This is a genomic window from Paenibacillus endoradicis (genome assembly GCF_024721975.1).
This window is the reverse complement of sequence record NZ_JANQBB010000005.1, coordinates 352,874-371,060: the sequence shown is the minus strand read 5'-3', so window position 1 is coordinate 371,060 and position 18,187 is coordinate 352,874. Positions and strand designations below refer to the sequence as shown.

The window sequence follows — 18,187 nt, the reverse complement described above, 5'->3', positions numbered from 1 at the left end:
TCCTTGTTAAATGGTGTCCCCCGAATGAAGTGTGTATAGCATGAATGTAAATGGGGGGAGTTCAATAGAAATACTTTGCTCACGACCATGAATACCGATCGATTCGCTATGTACCTCTCGCTGAACATGTTCGGTTGTACCACCGTACTCCAGTTCATTACTATGCAACAGGATCGTATATATGCCTTTTTGTGGCACTCCAATACGATAAGGAGCGTAATAATGCGGAGAGAAATTTACGACAACTACAAGCACTCCAGATTGACTTTTCCTGCTGAAAGAGATGACAGATTGCTCTGCATTATTTACATCAATCCAGTCAAATGTGCTCGGATTAAACTCATTTTCCCAAAGAATAGGTGTGTTACGGTATAACCAATTCAATTGTTTAGAATAATGATGCATTTTTTGATGTGCATCGTATTGCAGAACAATCCAATCAAGCATATCTTGATCTTTCCACTCATCGAATTGGCCCCATTCACTACCCATAAAGAGCAATTTTTTACCAGGATGAGTCATCCAGTATCCATAAAATAATCGCAATTGCGCGAATTTTTGATCGTAATTCCCCCACATTTTATTAAGTAGGGAACGTTTCCCATGAACAACTTCATCATGAGAAAGTGGTAATACATAATTTTCGTTGAAAGCGTACCATATAGAAAAAGTTATGAGTTGATGACGTTCTGTGCGGGTTGACGGCGGGAGAGACATGTATTTGAGCATATCGTTCATCCAGCCCATATTCCATTTGTAGTTAAATCCTAAGCCTCCCATATAAGTTGGCTTTGTTACGGATGCGTAGGATGAGGAATCCTCCGCTAACATCAATACGTCGGGGTAATAATGAAATATAGTTTCATTTAATTTGTGGAGGAATGCGATAGCGTGTAAATTAATATGACCGCCATCAGCATTTAATGTATGCAATTCAGGTGGCTTATCCATGTGAAGGTCGAGCATAGAAGCAACGGCATCAACACGTAAGCCATCAAAATGAAATTGATCTAACCAATAAATAGCGTTTGAAACAAGAAAACTTTGAACTTCATGTTTACTGTAATCGAAGCTTAATGTGCCCCATAACGGTAGCTCAGCTCGCTTCCAATCTGCACCTTCAAAAATTGGTGTACCATCGAATGATCTTAAGCCATGATCGTCTTTACAGAAATGACCAGGAACCCAATCCAAGATAACACCAATATGATGTCTATGACATTCATTAATCAATTGCTTCAGTTGTTCCGGAGATCCAAATCTACTCGTTGGACTATAAAATCCAACAACTTGATACCCCCAAGACTGATCGAGTGGATGCTCTGTAATTGGCAATAACTCAATATGAGTATATCCCCAATCTGCTGCATACGGAACGAGATGTTCTGCTAACTCGGTGTACGTATAGTAATCTTCTTTACCTTTTATTTTCCATGATCCTGCATGAACCTCATAAATTAACATCGGTTTTTCATAAGATGGCTTTATAGATTGCTCACGATACCAGTTCTGATCGGTCCAATTAAAGGCTGGTAAACCTTCTACAATAGATGCTGTATTAGGTCGTCGCTCACTATAAAAAGCGTAAGGATCACTTTTCACTTTTCGTTCATTGTAATTAGTTAAGATTTCATACTTATAGAGTGTGCCAACTTTCAAATGGGGAATAAATGTTACAAAAACACCAGATCTCGCTACTCTACTCAATTTATGATGATGACCATTCCATTGATTGAAATCACCAACAACCGAGACTTCTATTGCATTAGGTGCCCATACAGCAAATCGAATACCATCTTCGCCTTCCCAGTAGACAGGATGTGCCCCCATAAACCTATAGCTATGATGCGATGAACCACGATTGAATAAATAGAGATCCTGCTCTGTAATACCGAACATTGCAGTATCCATCACTTCACCCCCAGTAGGTTTGGCTATAAATCTATTATATTATTTACATAATCATTAGAACATGAACCACTAGCCCATTCATTTGCACTATACATCATATTAAAGAGAAAATCCCCATTTATTACAACATAGAATTAAAACAAGCTATACGATTTACATAAAATAAATATCGTATAGCTTGCAAACATAACATTGAAGTTATTTGTTTGGAATAAATGGCGATGGTTTTCCAAGTGAAAATAGATGTAATTCATGCATTGCTCTTGTACAGGCTGTATAGAACAATTTCCGTTCACGTTCCAAATGATATTGTTTGGAACTCGCGTCATAGATCATAACAGCATCAAATTCTACACCTTTAGCTAAGTAAGCAGGAATGACCATAATACCTTGCTGGAATGTAACTGTTTCTTGATCGACTAAGCGTAATACTTTCCACCTATCTTGTAATCGTTCAAAGACCAACTTACTTTCATGAGCCGTCTTGCAAATAATTGCAATAGAGGTATAGCCTTCACGAATCCAATGATGTAATTTGTCATCGATTTGTTGATCATACTGATCGACTGAATCAAGTACAGTAACTTCTGGAACTTCGCCATGGCGATTGAACGGGATAATCTGGTCACCACCTTCAATCATCGATGCTGTGAATTCGATAATCTCATGAGTAGAGCGATAGCTACGAAGCAATGTCATACGTTCCGTTTCTTCCTCTGAGAATAAATTCTCGAAAGGAGTGAACTTCTCCTGCAAAGAAGAGTGAACAAATATCGATTGATTCAAATCTCCTACAATAGTCATCTTGCTTCTAGGGAATATTTTCCTCATGTATTGCAGTTGAAAAGCTGAATAATCTTGACCTTCATCAATAAATACATATTTTACACTCGTATTCGTTTGGAATCCTTCTAATTTTTCTTTTAGATACAAATATGGTGTCGCATCTTCATACAACATAATGTTTCGCGATAAAGCATCTAATGTTAATTTTGCAATGTCAGACCAAAGCGGGTTGGAAGCATTACCCCATTGCTTCTGAATAAACATTTTTTTGTAGACACCTTTTACGTCTACATATCTAAGCTGCTTCACATGGCTTCTAAGTTTTTTGAACTGCTGTTGAACAATTTTAGTCGCTAAGTAATCTCGCTCAGCTTGAAAATCATCGAATGAGTTTTCATTGAACTTCTTCTTTTTTATTAGATGTTGGAATGCTTCGGCATATTGCTCAGTATCAAGTAACTCTATTTCTTCATCAACCCAAGCTTCTTGTTGCTCTACTTTCCCTAATGCATATAATTCCTTGAGCAACCAATCTGTTAATTCCTTCAGGCGCAGTGGTATCGATTGCGTTGGATCTAATCGATAAAATTGTTCCGTTATTTGCTCATGTGAGATGAGTACTTTATCACGGAATACGATATTTTTAAACTTCATACCTTGCTCACTTAGATACTTGACGTAATCATTAATGACATTCATAAACTCAGTAGAGGATTTCAAATGAATACTTGCCATACGAGCTTCATAATGCTCATCCTCATACTGAGTTAAGCTGTATTCCATTTGTGTAAAAGGATCTTCTAGATGAATTTTACGACCTAATCTATGTTCTAAATATTGTTGATATGTTGTTTGTTGCATATTTTGCTCGCCGAGTTCAGGTAACACCGTTGAGACATAGCTATTGAACATTGGATTGGGACTGAAAAGGACAATCTGATCTGCGTTCAAACTTTCACGGTAACGATATAGTAAATACGCTACACGTTGCAGTGCAGCTGAAGTTTTCCCGCTTCCCGCTGAACCTTGAACAACTAACAATTTCGCTTGTTCATTGCGAATAATGGCGTTTTGTTCTTGTTGAATTGTAGCAACAATACTTTTCATCTGAGCATCGGAATGTTTGCCAAGAACTTCTTGTAAAATCTCGTCTCCGATCGTTACTCCAGTATCGAACATACTTACTAAATTGCCATAACGAATATTATATTGACGCTTCAATGTCATTTCGCCATCAATGTCACCACTAGGCGTACGGTAAGTAATCGGTCCAGGTCCATAATCATAATAGACGCTGCTTATCGGAGCCCGCCAATCGTAGATCAAGTAGTTCTCATTATTATCATCGAGCAGTGAGCCTACTCCGAGATATATAGCCTCCACAGGTCCGCCAGCTTCTGAAACATCAATTCTTCCAAAATAAGGACTCTGCTCAAATTTATGCAGCAATCGAATTTGTTCAGACAGTAGTCTATAACTACGTTCTCGTTCTGAAAGCAATTCTGCTTGTTGTTTCATACTCGCATGACTTTCGGCAGATTCCGCAGAATCCTCAAAGTTTAAAGTAACATCGTCCCAGAAATTGGTTTTAATATCTACTATTTCTGATTTGACATCACCTTTCTCATCCTCTATATGCTCTAAGCGCTTGCGAACTAATTGTATAATATCTCGTACACGCCGCTCTTCACTGTTTCGATCATCTGTTATACTGGACATATGTTCCTCCCTCTGTAATAACTCCTATGTTATCAACAATTAAACTTCCTGATGGTTGGTTGAAATATAACGAGATTTGTTGCATGTCGGATAAATTTATATTTTCGCCAAATAAATTCATTGGAATGATATAGGTTTGTAATAATGGTTCCACCTTAACATCATACTTCCCCTTTTTAATGCGCTCTTCAAGTATGCTCGATTTTGTGAAATCATCTTCCGCAGGCGCTAATAAACTGAAGTAAGAAGCTAGATCTAACTGAATTGTTCCAAATATGTCGGAATACAATTCTAACTCAATAGGTAACGTTACGTCCAGTTTATCGATTTCTAATATGGGATCTGTACTTTGATCAGTCGTCGTCGCTTCTAAGTCATTCTCTTCACTTGTAACAGCGACTTGACGATAATCTGTTCGGGCAAACGAAATCGTGATCGCCTCGATGTTCTTATTCAATATAATTTGCTGCTGATTTGTCAGGTTAAACGTAATATGTTGTTGCTCCCCAAACCATTGCAACCATAAAGCACTGTTCTGCTTCACTCCATCACTTCTACCTTTAAGTTCAATAACTTCTGCCTCTAGATCAGGTGATGTACTCCATGGAGAATCAGTATAGTCTTGTTCAAAATTGAATAACAACGACTCATTCGAACTACTATAACGAGTAACATATCCTGTTGGGGGCAAATATTGTCCTACTGTTCGAAAATCTTGAAATATCGCTTTATACTGATCTTGTTGCAATAAGCTTGCCTGTAGGAAACTACTAATAAAGATTTGAGCAGCCTTTCGTTGGTCAATACCTGACATTAGGTCAGCAGTATTAAGTAATATCGCTCCAGGAAACTGCTCATCATATTTTCCCCATATGGTATTAAATTGACCATGATTGGCATGATACAATTCAACTGTAGCCTTGAAGTGACCCTCTTCATTGAATTTGGTTCGTTCATATTGTCTATCACCAAATGATTCCGTAAGATCTGAATCCATCGTCCCATGTAAAGTTAGATAGTTTACATTGTGCAAGTTTGCTTGCTTACTATCGACTCGATAATCTGTAGGGGCTATGCCAACGACAGCTTTAATAGATACTTCATCTAATATACTTGTCATCTCATTGTCTACTAACCATTTTTTCGCATCTACAGCCATCGCTGCTGCTTGACCACCACGCGAATGACCTATTAAAGCTACTTGATCCCAATCAATCGAAAGTTGATCGTATTGATGCTCGTAAAATGAAGTTATATGGGCTAGCATCAACCAAGAGCGCAACAATTGGTCATCATCAACGATTCCAGACCAAACGGAGTAATTCAGAAAGTTTGCATCAATTGAACAAACAATCATCCCTTGTGAAGCTAGTAATTCACCTAGATAAGCATAACCATCTGAGGAATCTTCTTCACCTACATGATTACCATGCATTATGAATACGATTGGAAATTCGCCTTCTCCAACAGGAGTCCATACTTGACCGTTAATCGGAATCTGATTTTCTGAAAAACCCCAATATAATTCTTTCGTCCATTTCCAATCCTTTAATACATCTGATCCATCCATCGGTGCAGTATAGATAATATTTTCTACTTCTCCAGTCATAAAATCAGTATCGTCCGCATAACTTTCGTAATCGTAATGTCTAACTTCGAAGCTTCCAACTTCGGAAGGGTCGTTACTAAATCGGTCCAGCGATAAAAGTACTTGTTGTGTACTTCCATCATGATTCACATCCGCACTACTATCTTTATCATCTGATGACATGTCTGGACTTAACAAAACATCTTCATATAACTGAGTAATTAGATCCTTATCATCACCGAAAAAATTTTCGCGAGCCTCATTTCCTAACGCAATAACTAGAAATAGGATAACCAGATTGCACGTAATATAAGTGAATGTTTTTTTGCGGTATGCAAATAAATATGATGCATATAATGCGACCAAAGTCGTAATGATTATAATTATCGTTGTCATGAACAAGGATACTTTCCATCCCCAATTCGATTTCAGCATTAATATATAACTTTGTGAAACCAATATGGCTATACTAGCGATCATACTTGCACATTTATGCAAATAGAAAAAAGCCAATATAGACTTCAATAAAGTGAAAGCGATAATTAATAAAATTACATATAAGCTTCCAAATATTAAGTAATCAATAATAATTCCTAGTCCTGTTGGTATTCCCGGTATAACTACTACCCATTCTATACAAAGTGCTAGCAGGAAGATCAACGAAAAAGAATAAACGAAAGCAGACTCCTTCATAAGCATGAATTGCCATCTTCTTTTCATCCACTCGTACAATCTAACTTTTAGTGATTTTCGAACAATTGGTTCTTCCGTTATCTCTTCGAAATCGTTAACCAAAACCGATCATTCTCCTTTTCTAAATGTACAGGAACTTCATAAAATTGACTCATAGTCTGAGGTGTTAATACTTCAGAGGTTTCACCCTGTGCGAATATTTCACCTGACTTTAATAACAACGTATGACTAAAACACGGTAATATTTCTTCTACATGATGTGTTACATAGATTAATGTCGGACAATTAGGCTGATTAGAAATATTATTAATCATATCAAGCAATTGCTCTCTTGCTATAATATCTAGTCCAGTACATGGCTCATCTAATATTAATAATTTGGGTTCATTCATTAATGCTCTAGCAATTAGTACTCTTTGCTTCTCTCCTTGAGACAACGTACGATATGCACGGTGTGCGAGATACTCGCAACGCAATGCTACCAATAAATCCATCGCTTTCTCTATATCTTCTGCAGAAGGTTGGTCGTATACTCCTATAGATGCTTCTCTTCCACTTAATACGATATTCAAAGCATCATCACTGCCATAAAGTTTTTGTTGAAGTGCAGTACTTACCCAACCAATTTCTTTGCGAAGCTCACGTAAATCGTAGGTACCAAATCGATGACCCAATACGCTAATAACACCAGATGTAGGCCACTGATAGCCATTGATCATATTGAGTAGTGTAGTCTTCCCAGATCCGTTCAATCCTAGTAAACACCAATGTTCACCTTGCTGAATTGACCAGTTCACATTTTGTAATATTACTTTATCTTCTCGTTCCCAAGTTACATTATCTATTTGTACAATCACGACTATTCCTCCAATATCAGCTGTTATATAATATTCATTCTACCACGATATATCTGTCTTTGCTCTCAAATCCATAAGCTAATTGAACACACTGAAGCTCAATGAGCATATAGAACTAGTCCTACCATTATAGAAATAACAGCAGCTAGCGACTAATAAATAAAGTCACTGACTGCTGCTGTTTTATTGAACTCCCGTTTACTCAATTTTAGATCTAAAATACTCACTAACTAAACTGAATTATTTTTCTAATCTTAATTTAGGTGTTATTTCAATTATTTGATGAATATTTCAGGATCATCTTTTTGATAACCAAAAAACGTCATTTTTCCATTGTCGTTCTCTGTAATTATGTAAGGATGGATCTGATCAGAATGTCTTCGAACAAATCTTCCTTCACCTATTGGATAGATCTCAATATGAAGATTTCCAGCAAATCTCGTGAAGTATAATTTTCCATTAATAAACTCTACTTCGATCTTATCTTTTAAGTATGTTCCGCAATATTCTTTAAGCTTGTTTTCGTTGATGGACAATTCTTCATATTTAGTCGGAACATCAACATCAACTTGATGCAAAATATTTGACATTGCATTACCCAGTCTGTATTGATCGATAGCTTCATTATTTGAAAGAATGTTAATACATATATCTTCATCATAATAATGCTGCACATATGCGCTGACCCCAAGATGATCTCCCCCATGGGAGTACCTATCTGTGTCGTAAACATGATGATGTTCCAGTCCATAGCAGTAATTATTGTTGTTCTCTTTGAAAAACCTTGTATATGTTTTTAGCGACAACATGTTACGATCTCGCAAACAAACATACCATTTGTACAAATCATCGCAGTTTGAAACTATGGCTCCTGCACCTATGCTAAATTTCTCATTATGATATGGACTCTTGATGTTTGCATCATAATCTTTTGAATAATTACATGACCTATTTTTTATTGGTTTACTTCCGTCATCAACATCGCTGTGCATCATATTCAGTGGTAGAAAGATGTTATTTCGAATATAATCTGCATATTTCTGACCTGAAACATGTTCAATAATCCATGCAAGCAAATTATAATTTGAATTATTGTAATCATATTCCATACCTGAGCGATTTGCAGGCTTTTTACTGATATAATGCTGGAAGAAATAACTTCTCGAATAATTCATTCTATTGTATCCAGCAAAAAAATCATTATCAAAATTATAAAAATTATATAAACCAGAAGTATGCGATAGTAAATGATGAACAGTGATCGACTCATCAATCTTCATATTTGAAGGGAGATATAATTGTGCAGATTTATCGATGTCTAGCATTTCCTTGTCATGTAAGAGCATAATCGCAAAGGCTGTAAACTGTTTTGAGATGGAAGCAATTGAGAAGCATGAATTAATTTCGTTTTTAATACCAAATTCGATGCTTGCAGACCCGTACGCCTTCTCGAAAAGCACTTCGCCTCTCTTTATGACTTGAACTACTCCGAAAAAATCCCATAATTCCATGTAGCTATTAATATAGTCTTCCAACTTAAACCGAATCGATTTCAATTAGATTTCACCCCTTATACTTTTGCCCTTTCTTACAAGCCTCACACGCTGTAAGTTCGGACTAACGATTCATATTCGTTTCGAGTAATATTCAAGATAGATCCGTGTCTTTTAAGACTATCTCCTAAACAATATTCAGCTTCACTCAAAATACGGAAATGACCGCTGGTAAGGTCATCAGTAACTAAAGGTAAATAACCTTTCTGCGTCGCAAATTGATCTATCATCAAACACCACTCGTCCCGATCATTGAATTTGAATATTGCAGGTCCCTCTACTCCGAGAATGTTATCAAGAACAGGAGATTTCATATCAATGTACGATGAAGGTGACAAAGAACTACTTCTTTCAACTGTAATGCATTTCTTCGTTTCATCTTTAGAGTAGCGATAATAAAAGTTACCATCCTTAATAATTGTTGTATCGATAATATGATTTTCTCGTTCGATATATATTTCTGGCTTTGTGAAATTTTTAAAATCTTTCGTTCTAAAGCTGTAGATGATTTGTTTCGGAGAGTTTTCGTCTCTTTTGACCATCGAAGCCCAAAATATTAGATGCTCCTCTGTGTCCTCGTCATATATCGATTCTGGTGCCCATACACACCCTGCATTAGGAATATCTATAGTAACGCTTCTTTCCTTTGACCAATGCACAAGGTCATTAGATTCCCATACTACGATTGAGCGGCTACCGCTATGTTGAGCGACATCCCAGCCTTTTCTACTCGCAATCCGCAAATCCGTCGCAATAATGTAAAATTTCTGATCCAAAGGTGATCTTATAATGAAAGGGTCACGCACTCCACATTCCCCTATTGCAGAACTTAATACCGGCTTACCATTATTCAAGTCCTTCCAATGTAGTCCATCTTCGCTCAATGAAAAATAGACTTGTTCTCCACCTTCATCCTCGACAGTAAAATATACAAAAAGATAAGCTTCATAAGGTTGATCTTTCAGTTGATTGAATGACATTAGTTTTCCTCCATAATAATAAATAATAAATACCTAACAAATTAGCTCATAAATTACCAAAGTATTCTAAACAAAGATTACAGGAGAATGTATCTGCGAACAATAGAAAATCTCCTGTTCATTGCACAAAAATAGGCAGAAGTTCACTTTATTTAGTGAACTTCTGCCTGCTGAATTAATCAATTGACTATAATAAGATGAAATATTCAAAAATCGATGATGCAATTGCAACCACAGCGATCGTACCTGAAAGCCACGCGATTGCTTTAGTTCCTTGTGAGTAAGACATTGAAGATAATGCTAATGCTGATAAGCCTGTCCAAAATGGCCAGATGAATAATGCACTTATCGCAATGACTAAAGCTAATGTTCCGACGTACCAGCCGATAGCACCTACACGTTGATCTGAATCATTAAAACTCATAATCGTTCGAGGTGCATGATCATGAGCAATCATCTCTTCATACGTGAAGTCAGCTCCCATCTCTTCATAAATTCCACCGTGTTCTAATGGAGGAATTGGTTCGTGTTGAAGAACTGACGTATCGTCATTAGGAATATTACTGCGATGAGTTATCGGCAGATTTCGATAATTACGACTCATACCACCATATTTACGGTTTCTTGCCATTCACAATCACCCCTTCGGACTGAATGTAAGGCAACAAGTCTCTGCTGATTGATTTGCAGTATCCTGGTGTTCATCAGATACAAATTCACTCGCAAACTCATTCATAAAATTCCGATTAGCATGAGCGTCAATTTCAATCTGAATAGATGCTGCACCACATTGATTATTTTCTTCCCAATAGTTACAGTTTGCTACACTACAAGCTACGCCTTTTGGCATAAAAAATCACCTCCACTATCAGTTTGCCCTGATAACGAGATGATTTATTCGATCCTATTTTTTCCCCATCATACGACGTTGAGTCATGTAATCACTTTCGTAATACGCCAACTCGTCGCGAAGGTCTTCATAATATTTTGTAATATTCATAATAACATTTCTAGCTTCACGCTTCGGTTTGTAACGGAAGCGAATAGCATCTTGTCCAGTATAAGCATAACGACCATCCTCGGAATAACATTCATTCTTAGGATAGAAAAAGGCATTTACACAATTATGATAAACTTCATACAATGCGCGTTCAGCAAAATCAGTATCAAAATTCGGTCTTCTAAGTAGAACTCCTAGCTTCTCAAACGAAACTTCAGAATATACAAGCAAATGGCGAAGATCAGCTAGAAAACCTCTGTAAAATAATTGTTCTTCTTCTGTTTTCTCTTCACTTATTAGATGATCGAGTGAGAAATTGTTAAGGAAAGGTTCAAGTTGAGCAATCGCTTCCTTTAGTTTCTCACGAGCTGATTCACTCAGCCCCTTAACATTAGTCGAAGGCATGTTGGTAGATCCCCTTTCATATTCCAAACAAAACTATAACATTTATATCCTATCACAAATTGTTACAAAACGGTACTATTTAACTCGCTGTTCTGTATAAAATACTGTCTTTTACTAAAAATAAGGATACGTTAAAACAGAACAATAGGGAGTGTTAATGATGTCCAAAAAATGGTATACCATTATTGGTGTAATTGTAGCTGTCATTTTAGTGATGCAGCTTTTACCTAATAAAGAGAAACAGAGTAATGAAATAGCACAGTTACCTCAACTAAATGTGAAGAATGATTCCGAGCATGCGGCAATTGAGAAGGAACAAAAATTGAGTATATTACAAAAGAACATGGACAATAGTTTGCAACTTGTCATAACTGAAATGCAATCTGATTTGGAGCAACTAGCTAAAGAAAAACAAGCAAAAGAAGCGACTAATATCATCACCCGCTTCCAAAGTGAACATCCTCATTATGTATATATTCGGTGGGAAAACGATAAAGCAAAAATACAGAGAGGAGACATCCCTTCATCCGAACAATCCCTTGCAAATTCATATATGAAGCAAGCAGATCAACTTTATGTCAACGGTGATCTATACGACTCTGATAGTTTCTATGGCTTAGACCATGAAAAATATCGTGTGCTGGGTCTAATTAAAGATCATACAAAAGTCATTGCCGTTGTTAAAGAATCCATTTTACCGCAAGTTGAACAACATCAAAGAAACAATTTGCGATTAATTCCTTATCCTGCAGAAGGACAAATGAAAATTGAATCAGTAAAACCTAATTCCACCGTTGATACAACTGTTATTGATGGTGAAGATAATGGCGATGCAAGTCATTACTTCAAAAATGAGGTTGTTGTACAATTCATGAAAGAGATTGATCAACCACAGCTTGATAAGTTAAAGGAAGAAATTCATTGTGAGCAAGTTCTGCAAATAGGGACCACTTTTATATTTAAATCGAATGAATTAAGTACAGAACAATTAATCGCATATTTCAAAGAAAACTATGAGCTTAAATTTATCGAACCTCACTATTTGTATATGACAAACGAAGAGACTAATGTTGAAACTATTCCTAACGATGTATTATTCGAGAAATATCAATGGAATATTCCAGATATACAAGCTGTGACGGGTTGGAACATTTCAAAGGGTAGTGAAGATGTTATTATCGCTGTTCTAGATACTGGAGTTCAATCAGATCATCCTGATCTAACTAATCGACTGCTTGAAGGGTATAATGTGAATGATTCTTCTACTAATTCCAACGATGACTTTGGTCACGGTACACATGTAGCAGGAATTATTGGTGCAACAGTAGATAACGATGAAGGTGTAGCAGGAGTTTCTTGGTACAATAAAATTTTGCCAGTTAAAGTACTCAATAGTAGTGGTTCTGGTTCTACGTATAGTGTTGCTCAAGGGATTATATGGGCTACTGATCATGGTGCGAAAGTTATTAATATGAGTCTTGGTAATTATGCATCAGCTGATTTCTTGCACGAAGCAATCCAATATGCATATAATCATGATGTCGTTCTTGTCGCAGCAAGCGGTAATGACAATACGAGCCGCCCAGGTTATCCCGCAGCATACTCAGAAGTTTTCGCGGTTGGAGCTACGACAAATAACCGAGAACGAGCATCATTTTCCAATTATGGTGATTATATCGATGTAGTTGCCCCTGGTGATTCTATAGCAAGCACATATATTGGCGGCCAGTATGCTTCTTTATCTGGAACTTCCATGGCATCTCCTCATGTCGCTGCGTTAGCAGGACTAATTCGTACACTTAATCCATCACTTACTAATGTTCAAGTGATGGAAATTATGCGACAAAGTGCAACTGATCTAGGCGATACTGGTAAAGATGATTACTTTGGCTACGGTGAAATCGACGTCTATCGCGCATTAACGATGGCAGCTGGATTTGAAGGAACATTACAAACTTATCCTCAGTCTGTTAAGAATAAATTAGATAAACTTATTAATCAGTAAAGCAATAAGAGCCATCCACATACCATTTCGCGTTAGCGAAATTGGTATGTGGATGGCTCTTTGTTGTTAGCATTAGTCGTGCGGAAAGTTTGCCTTAAGCCGGGTTCTGTACTATAAGTGGTAATAACGGGAACGACCCTCCCACTACAAGCGACAATCATCTATCTAGGCCATACATTGCTATATGGCTCAAGCAACTCACCCGAACGCGCCTCAGGCTAAGGCTGTAGCACGAAGCTACTGCATTCTCTCGGTTTTGCTCCAGATGGGGTTTACCAGGAACGTAGTCACCTACGCACCTCGTGGTCTCTTACACCACGGTTCCACCCTTACCTGTTCTGACATAAGTCAGTCATCGGCGGTCCATTTCTGTGGCACTATCCTTCAGCTTGCGCCGACTGGACGTTATCCAGCATCCTGCCATGCGGAGCCCGGACTTTCCTCTCGTAGCATCTAGGCTACCAGCGATTGTCTGTCAAACTTTCCGATGCAGATTACAGTATACCTATTTCTTAGCAATAACTCAAGAGAAAAGGTTGGAAATTATTTTAGAGGTTGTTCAAAAAGCGGACTTTGATAACGATGAATATACTAATGTAGCTTATTCGGCATCGAATATGAAGCGAACTTGGGAAGTCCGGTACGCGTGTACGAAACATGTACACTTGCGTTTCCTCCTTCCTCAAGTAGCTCTTCATCTTCTCGGTTCTCGAAAGCCCACTTTTTGAACTTTCACTTTAAGTAATATCTATTTTACAATAACTATATCTAAACAAAAGTAAAAGGTTCAGTATGAACTGAAGATGCAATAATTTTCACATCAACTTTTTCTTTACCACATTTGTTCGTAAGCCAAATAGTGACACCTTGAATCATAACCTTCTCGATATGATGACCTGGATCAATAATGGTCATTCCGTCTGCAAGCGCATCATGAGCAGTATGGAAATCTATATCTCCAGTAATTAGTACATCAGCACCTGAAAATTTTGCGGATTTCACATATTTAGCGCCCATACCACCAAGCACAGCAATTTTTTTTATTGGAGTGTTAAGATCACCTACAACACGAAGTGAAGGCACATCATAGACCTTTTTCAACTTCTCAGCTAACTGACCAAGTGTTGTTGGTTCTGCAAGAGCACCACTTCTTCCCAACCCATAATTAGTTCCTTGATTGTGAATGGGAATCAGATCATACGCTACTTCTTCATATGGATGTGCCTTAATCATTGTTTGAATTACTTTACGTTGATTGCTGCCCTGAACAATACATTCAAACCTTACTTCCTGTTCATGATGTATCTCATGTTTTTTCCCTACAAAGGGGTTACTATTTTCTTCAGCCATAAAAGTACCTACGCCCGCTGATTGATAACTGCAATGACTGTAGTTACCGATATGTCCCCCACCTGCGCGCCATATCGCTTGTTGAACGCTCTCTACTGACTTCTCAGGAATGAACACGACTAGCTTATACATTGGGTCCACATAAGTTGTTTCTAGGTTTTTACGCCCTTCTGATATCATCCCTGCAGCATCTGCTAATAAGTCATTCACGCCACCTATTGCAACATCAAGATTGGTATGTGATATATATACAGCAATATCATTTTTAATTAGTAGCTCATACAATTTTCCCGCAGGCGTAGATGTATCAATTTTGGCAATAGGTCTGAAAATGATCGCATGATGAGCGATAATTAATTGTGCTTCAATAGAAATCGCTTCTTCAACAACCGCTAATGTAACATCAAGTGTAATAAGTACAGTATCGATTTTCTTATCTAGTGTTCCTAATTGTAAACCGATAGTATCATGTTCAACTGCATAATATTTCGGTGCGAACTGTTCCATATATTGTATTATTGTTTGTCCGTGAACAGCCATTTCAGCACCTCCGAAATTTGATTTTTCTCTTGCTCGGTTGCCTCAAGCTTCGCCTTAGCTGAATCGAGTGTAGATTGTTGCAGCGAAGTCATGATATATTCAAGTTTCTGTATTTCTGATTGCCATTTTTTGAGTAACACATTATTACGTTTTGGCAATAGATGTGGCCCCATTCGGAACATAATTGTTTCATTCTGTGATTCGCTAAAAGGAAAAGATATATGCTTACCGCTAAATAGCTGCTTATTATGTTGGTCTGCTTCATCTGATCTGATGGCATGAAGAACTTCGTAAATTTTTCCATCTTCTTCAATAATAATCTCATCAATAAGAGCCCAATGATTTTGAACTAACCATCTACGAACTGTATCTTCACCTACATTCGGTTGAAGTACTAATTCCTTAACACCTTCTAATTTGCCCGTTTGAAGACCTTCTTCAAGAATATCCGACATTAATACGCCACCCATGCCACAAATGGTAATCGTATCAACTTCATTGGGAGTAATGACAGCTAAGCCGTTTCCGCGTCTAGCATCAATTTTTACCGATAAACCTGCATTTGCGATTTGTTTACGCGCCGCTTGCCATGGTCCTTCATTCAATTCACCTGCAATAGCAGAAGGGCATTTAGTTGACTGAATAAGATAAACTGGTAATAAAGCATGATCAGAACCTATATCTGCTACTTTATTTCCTGCTGTTATGTAATCTGCGACTGTTTGAAGTCTTTTAGAAAGTTGAATCATTAAATTACCCACACCATCCATTGTTTTCGAAGTAAAAATAAAGTTAATCCACCAATAATCATTTTAGCAATAAGTTGAAGATGAATAAAGTCCGTTTGATCAATGAACATAAATTGGAATATTTCTGGCATAAACCAAGTGCAAATTGCTGTTAATAACATTACGCCCGCTACAGGCTTACTGAAGCGATGAATAAACCAACTCACCCAACCATACAGAATTGCTAGTGGAACCCAGTACAATTGAACCTCATACCACTCTTGTCCTGTTGTAAGTTGATGTAGCAACAAAGAATATGCCAAGAGAAATGTAAGCCATCCGCAAAAGTGCAATGCACTTAATTTTTGTTTAATTCCATATACAATCCATATCAATGCACAAATGACTATTAATCCGCCATTCCAATACCATTCTGTAAACTCCTGATCATGAATGATAAATAATCCGCCGCATAAAAACAATAGATGACCTAACGTTATCGTTAAAAATCCGATAGGTGGATTGTTCACTCGGATTCTTTCTCCGAGCCATAATAACAGCCCTGTTCCAACCAAGATTAGAGCGATTTGCAATGCAATGTGAAAAACGCTAAAATAAAGCACAACAAACGAAATCAAGGTGAAAATTCCAAAAGTTAGAAACCATTGTTTTCCTGTAGCTTTAGAAACAGCCATAATTGCTTTTCCTACAATATGATCTGGAACTTCCGATTTTGGAGCGGCTACTGGATCAGCATACAAATTAATTAAAAAATCGCAATAATGATCAGGCAATAGTTTTGATCTTCGCCAATGTTCAATTTCTCGAACAATTATCGTTCTGCGTTCAGCTTTCATTCGCATGATCCTTTCCTTAGGTTTATTGAGAAAATGACCTAACTGCAGCGCAGAAAGGTCATCTCATCATAAATCATCTATTCAAGGAAATCTTTAAGACGTTTGCTACGGCTTGGATGACGAAGCTTTCTAAGTGCTTTCGCTTCGATTTGACGAATACGTTCACGTGTAACACCGAAGACTTTACCTACTTCTTCTAGCGTACGCGTACGACCGTCATCTAGACCAAAACGTAAGCGAAGTACATTCTCTTCACGTTCAGTTAAAGTATCTAGAACATCTTCAAGCTGTTCTTTTAATAATTCGTAAGCAGCGGCATCTGCGGGTGCAAGTGCTTCCTGATCTTCAATAAAGTCTCCAAGATGGGAATCATCTTCTTCACCGATAGGTGTTTCAAGAGAAACCGGCTCTTGAGCGATCTTCATTATTTCACGAACTTTTTCAGTGCTTAATTCCATCTCAGCAGCAATTTCTTCTGGAGTTGGTTCGCGTCCAAGTTCTTGTAGTAATTGACGAGAAACACGAATTAGTTTATTGATTGTTTCCACCATATGAACAGGGATACGAATCGTACGTGCTTGGTCAGCTATCGCACGCGTAATGGCTTGACGAATCCACCATGTAGCATACGTACTAAACTTAAAGCCCTTCTCGTAGTCAAATTTCTCAACTGCCTTAAGAAGACCCATATTACCTTCTTGAATTAAGTCAAGGAATAGCATTCCACGCCCAACATAACGTTTTGCTATACTTACAACAAGTCGTAAGTTAGCCTCAGCTAAGCGTTTCTTCGCTTCTTCATCACCATTCTCAATACGAATAGCTAACTCAATCTCATCTTCTGAAGATAGCAATGGAACTCGACCAATCTCCTTAAGATACATACGTACAGGGTCATTAATTTTGATACCTGGCGGCAACGCTAGATCATCATCAAAATTAAAGTCATCCCCTTCACGCTCCTGATCTTCTCCAGCAGGCGCAAGTGGATTTTCTTCTTCTTTTTCGTTCAACACCTCAATACCAAGGTCATCTAATTGTTCGAAAAATTCATCGATTTGCTCTGGTTCCTGATCAAAGGGAGAAAGCTTCTCCATTATCTCTTTATAAGTTAAAGAAGATCTCTTCTTACCTATTTCAATCAGTTGATCCTTCGCATGATCCAACTTTTGCTCAGTATCTAATTCAGTATGCTGATCATTCGCCATTTTGCGA

At 37.5% G+C, this 18,187-nt stretch carries 14 protein-coding genes and 1 other RNA gene; 1 reads left to right on the top strand and 14 read right to left on the bottom strand.

From position 1 onward, the window contains the following. Positions 1–6 precede the first annotated feature (6 nt). From glgB to NV377_RS18070, 9 genes are all read right to left on the bottom strand, one after another. Positions 7–1,911 carry a 1,4-alpha-glucan branching protein GlgB gene (gene glgB / locus NV377_RS18110; RefSeq protein WP_258202199.1) on the bottom strand — a complete coding sequence of 635 codons (1,905 nt, stop codon included), beginning with the start codon at positions 1,909–1,911 and terminating at the stop codon, positions 7–9. A 198-nt stretch (positions 1,912–2,109) separates the two neighbouring features. Beyond that, positions 2,110–4,416: an RNA polymerase recycling motor HelD gene (helD, locus tag NV377_RS18105; RefSeq protein WP_258202198.1), complete on the bottom strand. Its 2,307-nt coding sequence runs from the start codon at positions 4,414–4,416 to the stop codon at positions 2,110–2,112. Further along, entirely contained in the window at positions 4,397–6,799 is a 2,403-nt protein-coding gene (locus NV377_RS18100) for an alpha/beta hydrolase (protein WP_258202197.1), read from the bottom strand. Before NV377_RS18100 ends, helD begins: the two co-directional genes overlap by 20 nt. Further along, on the bottom strand, positions 6,775–7,554 hold the full coding sequence (locus NV377_RS18095) for an ABC transporter ATP-binding protein (protein WP_258202196.1): 780 nt from the start codon (positions 7,552–7,554) through the stop codon (positions 6,775–6,777). Before NV377_RS18095 ends, NV377_RS18100 begins: the two co-directional genes overlap by 25 nt. A gap of 275 nt (positions 7,555–7,829) precedes the next feature. Continuing rightward, positions 7,830–9,110: a serine hydrolase domain-containing protein gene (locus NV377_RS18090; RefSeq protein WP_258202195.1), complete on the bottom strand. Its 1,281-nt coding sequence runs from the start codon at positions 9,108–9,110 to the stop codon at positions 7,830–7,832. A 41-nt stretch (positions 9,111–9,151) separates the two neighbouring features. After that, complete coding sequence (locus NV377_RS18085; RefSeq protein ID WP_258202194.1) at positions 9,152–10,087, bottom strand: glycoside hydrolase family 43 protein; 936 nt, start codon at positions 10,085–10,087, stop codon at positions 9,152–9,154. 187 nt (positions 10,088–10,274) lie between these two features. Next, the gene (locus NV377_RS18080; protein WP_258202193.1) at positions 10,275–10,718 is read right to left on the bottom strand and encodes a hypothetical protein; all 444 of its coding nucleotides are present in this window, start codon (positions 10,716–10,718) and stop codon (positions 10,275–10,277) included. A gap of 6 nt (positions 10,719–10,724) precedes the next feature. Further along, positions 10,725–10,937, bottom strand: coding sequence for a DUF1540 domain-containing protein (locus NV377_RS18075; RefSeq protein ID WP_258202192.1), 213 nt, complete (start codon positions 10,935–10,937; stop codon positions 10,725–10,727). 54 nt (positions 10,938–10,991) lie between these two features. Next, the gene (locus tag NV377_RS18070; RefSeq protein WP_258202191.1) at positions 10,992–11,492 is read right to left on the bottom strand and encodes a DUF3907 family protein; all 501 of its coding nucleotides are present in this window, start codon (positions 11,490–11,492) and stop codon (positions 10,992–10,994) included. Between the two features lie 157 nt (positions 11,493–11,649). On the opposite strand from NV377_RS18070, the gene NV377_RS18065 reads away from it, so the two are divergent. Further along, positions 11,650–13,497, top strand: a complete 1,848-nt coding sequence (locus tag NV377_RS18065) for a S8 family peptidase (protein ID WP_258202190.1) — start codon at positions 11,650–11,652, stop codon at positions 13,495–13,497. 80 nt (positions 13,498–13,577) lie between these two features. On the opposite strand, the gene rnpB is transcribed toward NV377_RS18065, so the two are convergent. The 5 genes from rnpB to rpoD all read right to left on the bottom strand — a co-directional run bounded on the left by rnpB (position 13,578) and on the right by rpoD (position 18,180). After that, positions 13,578–13,981, bottom strand: an RNA gene (rnpB, locus tag NV377_RS18060) — RNase P RNA component class A. Between the two features lie 284 nt (positions 13,982–14,265). After that, positions 14,266–15,387, bottom strand: coding sequence for a Nif3-like dinuclear metal center hexameric protein (locus NV377_RS18055; RefSeq protein WP_258202189.1), 1,122 nt, complete (start codon positions 15,385–15,387; stop codon positions 14,266–14,268). Next, positions 15,363–16,136, bottom strand: a complete 774-nt coding sequence (locus NV377_RS18050) for a tRNA (adenine(22)-N(1))-methyltransferase (protein WP_258202188.1) — start codon at positions 16,134–16,136, stop codon at positions 15,363–15,365. The genes NV377_RS18055 and NV377_RS18050 overlap by 25 nt, the downstream gene beginning before the upstream one ends. After that, the gene (locus tag NV377_RS18045; protein ID WP_258202187.1) at positions 16,136–16,972 is read right to left on the bottom strand and encodes a hypothetical protein; all 837 of its coding nucleotides are present in this window, start codon (positions 16,970–16,972) and stop codon (positions 16,136–16,138) included. Before NV377_RS18045 ends, NV377_RS18050 begins: the two co-directional genes overlap by 1 nt. Positions 16,973–17,049: 77 nt before the next feature. Beyond that, positions 17,050–18,180 (bottom strand): RNA polymerase sigma factor RpoD, encoded by a 1,131-nt coding sequence (rpoD, locus tag NV377_RS18040; protein ID WP_258202186.1) that lies wholly within the window; start codon positions 18,178–18,180, stop codon positions 17,050–17,052. Between the last annotated feature and the right edge of the window lie 7 nt (positions 18,181–18,187).

What these genes read in the sequence shown, in the direction of transcription:
- rpoD (WP_258202186.1), bottom strand. Translation starts at nt 18,180, where the DNA reads ATGGCGAATGATCAGCATACTGAATTAGATACTGAGCAAAAGTTGGAT.
- NV377_RS18075 (WP_258202192.1), bottom strand. Translation starts at nt 10,937, where the DNA reads ATGCCAAAAGGCGTAGCTTGTAGTGTAGCAAACTGTAACTATTGGGAA.
- NV377_RS18080 (WP_258202193.1), bottom strand. Translation starts at nt 10,718, where the DNA reads ATGGCAAGAAACCGTAAATATGGTGGTATGAGTCGTAATTATCGAAAT.
- NV377_RS18055 (WP_258202189.1), bottom strand. Translation starts at nt 15,387, where the DNA reads ATGGCTGTTCACGGACAAACAATAATACAATATATGGAACAGTTCGCA.
- helD (WP_258202198.1), bottom strand. Translation starts at nt 4,416, where the DNA reads ATGTCCAGTATAACAGATGATCGAAACAGTGAAGAGCGGCGTGTACGA.
- NV377_RS18045 (WP_258202187.1), bottom strand. Translation starts at nt 16,972, where the DNA reads ATGAAAGCTGAACGCAGAACGATAATTGTTCGAGAAATTGAACATTGG.
- NV377_RS18085 (WP_258202194.1), bottom strand. Translation starts at nt 10,087, where the DNA reads ATGTCATTCAATCAACTGAAAGATCAACCTTATGAAGCTTATCTTTTT.
- glgB (WP_258202199.1), bottom strand. Translation starts at nt 1,911, where the DNA reads ATGGATACTGCAATGTTCGGTATTACAGAGCAGGATCTCTATTTATTC.
- NV377_RS18065 (WP_258202190.1), top strand. Translation starts at nt 11,650, where the DNA reads ATGATGTCCAAAAAATGGTATACCATTATTGGTGTAATTGTAGCTGTC.
- NV377_RS18070 (WP_258202191.1), bottom strand. Translation starts at nt 11,492, where the DNA reads ATGCCTTCGACTAATGTTAAGGGGCTGAGTGAATCAGCTCGTGAGAAA.
- NV377_RS18050 (WP_258202188.1), bottom strand. Translation starts at nt 16,136, where the DNA reads ATGATTCAACTTTCTAAAAGACTTCAAACAGTCGCAGATTACATAACA.